Source organism: Pseudoduganella sp. RAF53_2 (genome assembly GCF_052113985.1).
In the GTDB taxonomy this organism is placed as follows: Bacteria; Pseudomonadota; Gammaproteobacteria; order Burkholderiales; family Burkholderiaceae_D; genus Rugamonas.
In genome coordinates this window covers 1-1,698 of record NZ_JBFRDW010000908.1, presented here as the reverse complement: position 1 = coordinate 1,698, position 1,698 = coordinate 1, and the positions used below count along the sequence as shown (strand labels likewise).

Sequence of the window (1,698 nt, the reverse complement as noted above, 5' to 3'; positions counted from 1 at the left end):
CTTTGAAGCAATACCCCGGCTGCTACGAAGCCTTGCCGGCGGCTGCCAAGGCAAAAATCAGCGCGAACCGGGCGTGGATGCAGAAACTTTGATGCTGCTGAAACGCCTGACCTGTCTCGCCCTGCTGGCACTGTCCCCGCTTGCGCATTCTGCTCCACCCAGCCACTTCGGCACGGTCATGGGCAGCGGCTTGTTATGCCGCGACGAAACCACCAATCGCTACTATTTCGACTACATGGTGCAGTATTTCGGCCAGCCGTATAAGCGTGAAGGCGGCGCTTACTGGTTCCGCACCCAGGGCGCGACCCTCTGGAATATGCCGATCCTGGAGGTGATGGTCAGTGACGAAACCTTCCCCTACGCCTTCGTGGGCGCAGTGGTCGATGGCAAGCCGGAAGATCTCGAAAAAGCCATTACGACGCAGGACGGCCCGCGGTATGCGACAATCGAAAATTCGCGTTATCCGGTCCGGGAGAGCAAGGCGGGCAGCCGCATTGTGTATTTCAATACCCGTTCCAAGATTTTTTGCGCCAAGTTCAAGCCGCTGCCACCGGCGCTGCGCTGAAGGTTTTCATGTACACGCAATTCTTCCATCTCAAACAGTCGCCGTTTTCCATCGCGCCCGATCCGCGCTACCTGTTCATGAGCGAACGCCATCGCGAGGCTTTGGCGCATCTGCTGTATGGCGTGGGCAGCGGCGGTGGCTTCGTTCTGTTAACCGGCGAGATCGGCGCGGGCAAGACGACGGTGTGCCGCTGCTTCATGGAGCAGATTCCTGCCAACTGCCGTCTGGCGTATATCTTCAATCCGAAGCTGACGGTGGAGGAGCTGCTGCAGTCGGTATGCGATGAGTTCCGCATCGAGATGTCCGGCGCGGCGCATTCGGTCAAAGGGTATGTGGATGCGATCAATGCTTATCTGCTGTCGTCGCATGCGCAGGGGCTGAACAATGTGCTGGTGATCGACGAGGCGCAGAACTTGTCCGCTGAGGTGCTGGAACAATTGCGCCTGCTGACCAACCTGGAAACCAGTGAGCGCAAGCTGCTGCAGATTATCCTGATTGGACAGCCGGAGTTGCGCGGCATGCTGGCGCGTCCCGAGCTGGAGCAGCTGGCGCAGCGTGTGATTGCGCGCTATCACCTGGGCTCCTTGTCCGAGGCGGAAGTGGGCGCTTATGTGGAGCATCGCCTGACCGTCGCCGGCGCCTCGTCCATCGCGCCATTCCCGCGTCCATTGATGGCACAGCTGCACCAGCTGACCAAAGGTGTGCCACGCCGGATCAATTTGCTGTGCGACCGCGCACTGCTGGGCGCGTATGTCGAGAACCAGCATCAAGTCAGCCGCAAGATCCTGCGCCGTGCGGCGGAAGAAGTGTTTGCCGGTGAAGGACGCTCCTCCGTTGCCGCAGCCGCCGCCGCGCGCGGACCGTGGCCCTATGTCGCCGCCGGCGTGCTCGCAGGCGTCGTGCTGACCGGCGCCGCGGCCTGGCAGCTGATGCCAGGCGCGCGCAATGTCGCCATGCCGCCAGGCGCGTCCGCGTCCAGCCGCACCGCCGACGCACGCCTTCCAGCGTCCAACGCCCACCCAGCCGCGCCCGCGTCGCCCGCCGCAGCGACGGCAGCTCCGAGCGTCGCGGCGTCGGCCGCTGCCACCAACTTACTTCCCGCGGCGTCGGCCGCCGTCGCGAACGCACAGGTC

The 1,698-nt window shown here is 63.0% G+C and carries 2 protein-coding genes; both read left to right on the top strand.

The genetic code is table 11. The features are described from left to right. Nucleotides 1-91 precede the first annotated feature (91 nt). Nucleotides 92-565 carry a hypothetical protein gene (locus tag AB4Z11_RS30905; protein WP_442029890.1) on the top strand — a complete coding sequence of 158 codons (474 nt, stop codon included), beginning with the start codon at nucleotides 92-94 and terminating at the stop codon, nucleotides 563-565. 8 nt (nucleotides 566-573) lie between these two features. Beyond that, nucleotides 574-1,698, top strand: a 1,125-nt coding sequence (locus tag AB4Z11_RS30900; RefSeq protein ID WP_442029888.1) for an ExeA family protein, incomplete at its 3' end; no start/stop codon positions are given.

What these genes read in the sequence shown, in the direction of transcription:
- AB4Z11_RS30905 (WP_442029890.1), top strand. Translation starts at nt 92, where the DNA reads ATGCTGCTGAAACGCCTGACCTGTCTCGCCCTGCTGGCACTGTCCCCG.